General features: G+C 74.9%; 1 protein-coding gene. It reads left to right on the plus strand.

The features are described 5' to 3' along the window. Positions 1–7,284 (plus strand): type I polyketide synthase (locus tag ACZ501_RS34910; RefSeq protein WP_468800794.1); only part of this gene is annotated, 7,284 nt, incomplete at both ends.

Genomic DNA, 7,284 nt, shown 5'->3' on the forward strand with positions numbered 1-7,284 from the left:
CACCGCACTCCTGGTGCCCGCCCTGCGCAAGAACCGCTCCGAAGCACGCACCACGATCACGGCCCTCGGCGAACTCTTCGCCCACGGCACCCCCGTCGACTGGCCCGCCCTCTTCACCGGGACCGGAGCACGCACCGTCGACCTCCCCACCTACCCCTTCCAGCGCCGCCCGTACTGGGTCGGCACCACGGCCGCGCCCCAGCCGGTCGACGGGCCCCGGATCCCGGAGCCCCGGGTCGCCGAGGCCGTACCGGCCGCGCCGGCCGCGCCCGCGCAGCACCAGTCGCTGGTCGAGCTCGTACGCACCGAGTCGGCCGCCGTCCTGGAGTACGCCGGTCCGCACGAGGTCGACCCGTCCCGCAGCTTCAAGGAGCTCGGCTTCGACTCGCTGACCTCCGTCGAGCTGTGCGACCGGCTCGGCGCCGCCACCGGTCTGCGGCTGTCCGCGACCCTGCTGTTCGACCACCCCACCCCCGCCGCCGTGGCCGCACACCTCCGTACCGCACTGGACGGTGCGGACACCGCCGCCGAGGACGAGGCGGCCGTGATCCGGACCCCTCGGGACGAGGAGCCGATCGCCATCGTGGCCATGGGCTGCCGCCTGCCCGGCGGAGTCCGTACGCCCGAGGACCTGTGGGAGCTGCTCGCCGCGGGCGGCGACGCGGTCTCCGAGTTCCCCGCGGACCGGGGCTGGGACATCGAGGCCCTGTACGACGCGGAGCCGGGGGTGCCCGGCCGTACGTACACCCGCCACGGCGGGTTCCTCTACGACGTGGCCCAGTTCGACCCGGACCCCTTCGGCATCTCGCCGCGCGAAGCCGCCGCGATGGACCCGCAGCAGCGGCTGCTCCTGGAGACCTCCTGGGAGGCGCTGGAGCGGGCGGGCATCGCGCCGGACACCCTCGGCGGCACCCGTACCGGCGTGTTCGTCGGCCTCACCGCGCAGGACTACGGCCCCCGGCTGGACGAGGCCGCCGAGGGCGCCGAGGGGTACGTGCTGACCGGCACCACCCCGGCAGTCGCCTCGGGGCGGATCGCCTACACCTTCGGTCTCGAAGGCCCGGCCGTGACCGTGGACACCGCCTGCTCGTCCTCGCTGGTGGCCCTGCACCTCGCCTGCCGCTCGCTGCGCTCGGGCGAGAGCACGCTCGCCCTGGCCGGCGGCGCCATGGTCATGTCGCGTCCCGGAATGTTCGTGGAGTTCAGCCAGCAGCGCGGGCTCTCCGCCGACGGCCGCTGCAAGGCCTTCTCGGAGGACGCGGACGGCACCGGCTGGGGTGAGGGCGCGGGCATGCTCGTCCTGGAGCGGCTGTCGGACGCCCGGGCGAACGGGCACGACGTGCTCGCCGTGATCCGCGGTACGGCCGTCAACCAGGACGGTGCCAGCAACGGCCTGACCGCGCCGAACGGTCCGTCCCAGCAGCGGGTGATCCGGGCCGCGCTCGCGGACGCGGAGCTGACCGGCGCCGACGTGGACGCCGTCGAGGCGCACGGTACGGGCACCCGGCTCGGCGACCCGATCGAGGCGCAGGCGCTCCTCGCCACCTACGGGCAGGGCCGTCCCGAGGGCCAGCCGCTGTACCTTGGTTCGCTGAAGTCCAACATCGGTCACACGCAGGCCGCCGCCGGCGTGGCGGGCATCATCAAGATGGTGCTGTCCATGCGGCACGGTGTGCTGCCCCGGACCCTGCACGTGAGCGAGCCCTCCTCGCACGTCGACTGGTCGGCGGGAGCCGTCGAGCTGCTCACCGAGGCCCGCGAGTGGCCCGAGACCGGGCGGCCGCGCCGCGCCGCCGTCTCCTCCTTCGGCGTCGGCGGCACCAACGCCCACGCCATCATCGAGCACATGCCCGAGACGGTGTCCGAGCCCGCCTCCTCGGCGGTGACCCCCGCCGTGTTCCCGTGGCCGGTCTCCGCCGCCACGTCCGGCGGGCTGCGCGCCCAGGCGGCCCGGCTGCGTGACCTGGTCGCCGCCGACCCCGGCACCGACCTGGCCGCCGTCGCGTTCTCCCTGGCCACCACCCGCGCCGCGCTCAAGGAGCGGGCCGTCGTCGTCGCGGGCGACCACGCGGGCTTCCTGGCCGGCCTCAGTGCCCTCGCCGACGGCGCGGCCGCCGAGGGCCTGGTCACCGGCACCGCCACGGGCGGCCGGCAGCCGGTGTTCGTGTTCCCGGGGCAGGGCTCCCAGTGGGTCGGCATGGCCGTGGGCCTGCTGGACTGCGCACCGGCGTTCCGTGAGGCGATCGAGGCCTGCGAGGAAGCACTGACGCCGTTCGTGGACTGGTCCCTGACCGATGTCCTGCGGGGTACCGAAGGCGCTCCGGGCTTCGACCGCGTCGACGTCGTCCAGCCCGTCCTGTGGGCCGTGATGGTCTCCCTCGCCGCGCTCTGGCGCTCCCACGGTGTGGAACCCGCCGCCGTCGTCGGCCACTCCCAGGGCGAGATCGCAGCGGCCTGCGTGGCCGGCGCCCTCACCCTCAAGGACGGCGCACTCATCGTCGCCCTCCGCAGCCGCGCCCTCCTGGACATCGCCGGACACGGCGGCATGGTCTCCGTCCCCCTGCCCGTCGCCGAAGTCGAACACCGCATCGCCGCCTGGGACGACCTGTTCGTAGCCACCGTCAACGGCCCCCGCTCCACCGTCGTCTCCGGCGCCGCCACCCAGCTCGACGAACTCCTCACCGCCTGCGAAGCCGAAGACATCCGCGCCCGCCGCATCCCCGTCGACTACGCCTCCCACTCCGCCCACGTCGAAGCCATCGAAGAACGCCTCGCCGAACTCCTCGCCCCCGTCCGCCCCCAGCCCGCCCACACCCCGTTCTACTCCACGGTGACCTGCGAACCCCTCGCGGGCGAGGAACTCGACGCCGCCTACTGGTACCGCAACCTCCGCGCCACCGTGCAGTTCGAGCGCACCACCCGCGCCCTCCTCGACCACGGCTTCGACGCCTTCGTGGAGATGAGCCCGCACCCGGTGCTCGCCATCGGCGTCCAGGAGACCGTGGAGGCCGCCGGCGCCGCGGACGTCGCCGTCCTGTCCTCGCTGCGCCGCAACGAGGGCGGACTCGACCGCTTCCTCTGCTCGCTCGCCGAGGCCCAGGTCCGCGGCGTCCCCGTCGACTGGCGGCCCGCTCCGGCCGCCCGCGCCGCCCTGCCCACCTACGCCTTCCAGCGCGACCGCTACTGGCTCGAACCCGCCGCCGCCCGCACCGGTCTGCGGGCCGGCGACGCCCGGGAGGACCGCTTCTGGGAAGCGGTCGAGGGCCAGGACACCAGCTGGCTCGCCGGCGAGCTCGGCGCCTCCGACACCGACGCGCTCGCCCCCGCGCTCTCCCTCCTGGCCGAATGGCGCCGGCAGGGCCGTGCGACGGACGAGGCCGACGGCCGCCGCTACCGCATCACCTGGCGCACCCTCGGCGACACGCCCAACCCCCGGCTGTCCGGGGACTGGCTGCTCGCGGTCCCGTCCGGCCGTGCCGACGACCCCTGGGCCGCCGCGGCGGCCCGGGAGCTCGCGGAGCGCGGGGCGCGGGTCGTACCGCTGGAGCCGGGTGACGACCGGGACGGGGCCGCCGCGGCCCTGCGGGCCGCGACCGAGGGCCTCAGCCCGGCCGGCGTCCTGTCCCTGCTCGCCCTCGACGACACCGGACCGGCCGCCACCCTTGCGCTCGTCCAGGCCCTCGGCGACACCGGCGTCTCCGCCCCGCTGTGGTGCGTCACGCGCCAGGCCGTCGTCGCGCACGACACCGACACCGCGTGCGACCCCGGTCAGGCACGCACCTGGGGCTTCGGCCTCGTCGCCGCACTCGAACACCCCGACCGCTTCGGCGGCCTGATCGACCTGCCCGCCGAGCCCGACGCGCACGCCCTGCGCCGCCTCTGCGGCATCCTGGCGCGCTCCGGCGACGGTGCCCGAGCCGGCGGCGAGTACGAGGACCAGCTCGCCGTCCGCGCCCAGGGCATCCTGGCCCGCCGCCTGGTCCGCGCCCCCCGCTCCGCGGCCGCCGGCGAGGGCTGGCAGCCCCGCGGCACCGTCCTGGTCACCGGCGGAACGGGTGCACTGGGCGCCCGCATCTCCCGGAGCCTGGCCACCGCGGGCGCCGACCACCTGCTGCTGACCAGCAGGCGCGGAGCCGACGCCCCCGGAGCCCGCGAACTCGCCGACGAGCTGACCGCCCTCGGCGCCTGGGTCACCGTCGCCGCCTGCGACGCGGCCGACCCGCACGCCCTGCGCGAACTGCTCGGCTCCCTGCCCGGGGACCAGCCGCTGACCGCCGTGGTCCACGCCGCCGGCGTCCTCGACGACGCCGTCATCGAGGCCCTCACGCCCGAACAGCTGGACCGGGTCCTGCGGCCGAAGGCCGACGCCGCCCGGCACCTGCACGAGATCACCCGGGAACTCGGCCTGGAGCTCGACGCGTTCGTCCTCTTCTCGTCCGTCATGGGCACCCTCGGCAACGGCGGCCAGGCCGCCTACGCCGCCGCCAACGCCTCGCTCGACGCCCTCGCCCATCTGCGCCGCGCCCAGGGCCTGCCCGCCGTCGCCATCGGCTGGGGCATCTGGGGCGGTGGCGGCATGGTCGGCGACGCCGTCGAGGCCCACATGCTCCAGCGCGGCATCCCCGCCATGGACCCCGACCAGGCGGTATCCGCGCTCTGGTACGCGGCGGCCCAGCCGGAGCCGGCCCTCGTCGTCGCGGACATCGACTGGGAGCGGTTCGCCCCGCGCTTCACCGCCAGCCGGCCCAGCCCGCTCCTCGGCGAGCTGCCCGAGGCCCGCGCGGCCCTCGCGGGTGCCGCGACGGCCACGTCCACGGCCGGCAGCGCCCTCCTCGGCACCCTGAGCGAGCTGACCGAAGCCGAACGGCAGAACGTCCTGCTGGAGCTCGTACGGGCCCAGGCGGCCGTCGTGCTCGGCCGTGCCTCCGGTGACGACCTCTCCGCCCACCAGGCGTTCAAGGCCTCCGGCTTCGACTCGCTCACCTCCGTCGAGCTGCGCAACCGGCTGGCGACGGTCACCGGCCTGCCCCTGCCCACCACCCTGGTCTTCGACCACCCCACGCCGGCCGCGGTCGCCGCACACCTGCTCACCCTGCTCGTCGGGGAGGAGCAGCCGGCAGCACCGGCGACGGCAGTCGCCCGCCGCGGCGCCGTCCGCGACACCGACGAGGACCCGATCGTCATCGTCGGCATGAGCTGCCGCTACCCCGGTGGCGCGGACACCCCCGAGGGACTCTGGGACATCCTCGGCGACGGCCGCGACGTCATCGCGCAGCTCCCCGAGAACCGCGGCTGGGACACCGGCGCCCTCTACCACCCGGACCCGGAGCACCGCGGTACCTCGTACGCCCGCGAAGGCGGATTCCTGTACGGGGCGGGCGAGTTCGACGCGGCCTTCTTCGGCATCTCGCCGCGCGAGGCGCTCGCGATGGACCCGCAGCAGCGGCTGCTGCTCCAGACCTCCTGGGAGGCCCTGGAGCGGGCCGGGATCGCCCCGGACAGCCTGCGCTCGTCCGACACGGGCGTGTTCACCGGCGTGATCCACCAGGATTACGGTGCGCTGCTGCACGAGGCCCCGGAGGAGGTCGAGGGCTACCTCCTCACCGGCAAGTCCTCCAGCGTGGCCTCCGGCCGCATCTCGTACACGCTCGGCCTCGAAGGCCCGGCGATGACGGTGGACACCGCCTGCTCGTCGTCGCTGGTCGCCGTGCACCTGGCGGTGCAGGCGCTGCGCAGCGGCGAATGCGGCCTCGCCCTCGCGGGCGGCGCCATGGTGATGGCCACCCCCGGTCTGTTCGTCGAGTTCAGCCGGCAGCAGGGGCTGGCGCCGGACGGCCGTTCCAAGGCCTTCTCCGCCGACGCGGACGGTACGAGCTGGGGCGAGGGCGCGGGCATGCTCGTGCTGGAGCGGCTGTCGGACGCGCGGGCGAACGGGCACGACGTGCTCGCCGTGATCCGCGGTACGGCCGTCAACCAGGACGGTGCCAGCAACGGCCTGACCGCCCCCAACGGCCCCTCCCAGCAGCGGGTCATCCGCACCGCCCTGGCCGACGCCGGTCTGGAGACGGCGGACGTGGACGCCGTCGAGGCGCACGGAACGGGCACCCGGCTCGGCGACCCCATCGAGGCGCAGGCCCTGCTCGCCACCTACGGCCAGGGCCGTGCGGAGGGCCGGCCGCTGTACCTGGGCTCGCTGAAGTCCAACATCGGCCATGCCCAGGCCGCCGCCGGTGTCGGCGGCATCATCAAGATGGTCCTGGCGATGCGGCACGGCGTGCTGCCCAAGACCCTGCACGCGGACCGGCCTTCGCCGCACGTCGACTGGTCGGCGGGTGCGGTGGAGCTGCTGACCGAAGCGCGTGAGTGGCCCGAGGCCGGGCGGCCGCGCAGGGCCGGTGTCTCCGCCTTCGGCGTGAGCGGCACCAACGCCCACCTCGTCCTGGAACAGGCCCCGGCGAACCCGGAGCCGGCCGCGGCCGAGGACCGGCCCGGGCTGCCCGTCCTCCCGCTGGTCCTGTCCGCGAAGAACCCGACGGCACTGCGCGCCCAGGCCGAGCGGCTGCTCGCCGAACTGGTCCGGCGTCCCGAGCACGAGACCCTGGACATCGCCCACTCCGCTGCCACGACCCGGGCGGCGCTCGAACACCGCGCGGTCGCGGTGGGCTCCGACCGCTCCGAGCTGGTGGCTTCGTTGGAGGAGCTGGTGGCGGGGCGTCGTGGTGGCGCTTCGGTGTCGGAGGGCCGGCTGGCGTTCCTGTTCACCGGTCAGGGCTCGCAGCGGGTGGGTATGGGCGCGGAGCTGCGTGAGGCCTTCCCGGTCTTCGCAGCCGCTTTCGACGAGGTCCTCTCGCACCTCGACCCGTCGCTCGCAGACGTCATCTCCACCGGTGAGGGTCTGGACGAGACCGGCAGCACCCAGCCCGCCCTGTTCACTCTGGAAGTGGCCCTGTTCCGGCTGCTGGAATCGTGGGGGGTGCGCCCGGATGTTGTGGCGGGGCACTCCATCGGTGAGATCGCCGCCGCGCACGTCGCCGGTGTGCTGTCCCTGGAAGACGCCTGCACGCTGGTCTCCGCCCGTGGCCGCCTGATGCAGGCCCTGCCGGCCGGCGGAGCCATGGTCGCTGTCCAGGCTTCCGAGGAGCAGGTCATTCCCCTGCTTGCCGGGCGTGAGGCCGGGGCCGGGATCGCCGCGGTCAACGGTGCGACCTCCGTGGTCATCGCCGGAAACGAGACCACGGTCCGGGAGATCACCGAAACGCTGGGCGTGAAGTCCAAGCAGCTCCC

The organism is Streptomyces sp. NPDC034085 (assembly GCF_055575555.1).